Source organism: Burkholderia sp. SIMBA_062 (assembly GCF_046534765.1).
Classification (GTDB): Bacteria; Pseudomonadota; Gammaproteobacteria; order Burkholderiales; family Burkholderiaceae; genus Burkholderia; species Burkholderia ambifaria.
Map to the genome: position 1 here is coordinate 1 of NZ_JAWRYD010000317.1, position 266 is coordinate 266.

1 protein-coding gene is annotated in these 266 nt (G+C 50.0%); it reads left to right on the plus strand.

Translation table 11 applies throughout. The features are described from left to right. Positions 1 to 214: hypothetical protein (locus SB786_RS36515; RefSeq protein ID WP_410731621.1), on the plus strand; the 214-nt coding region annotated here is incomplete at its 5' end. Between the last annotated feature and the right edge of the window lie 52 nt (positions 215 to 266).

Consider the following 266-nt stretch of genomic DNA (forward strand, 5'->3'; position numbering starts at 1 on the left):
GCGCACTGAAGTAAATATGGCACTGTCGATTGCCCCCGGTATCCACACCACAAGTGGGGCGAGGCATAGTTCAAAACTTGCGTGCCGTCTTGCGTATAGAGTTGAACTTGCTCAACCACCATTTCATCTAGAACATCTGAATCCGGCTGCTCTCGGTGCCTATATTCGGAGCATCCGTGCTTTTGAGCACCAGCCCGGCAAAGATCTAATATGAAGTCAAGTCCCTTGCGTGGATGATGCTGAAGTAAATACTTGAATGGCCCTCG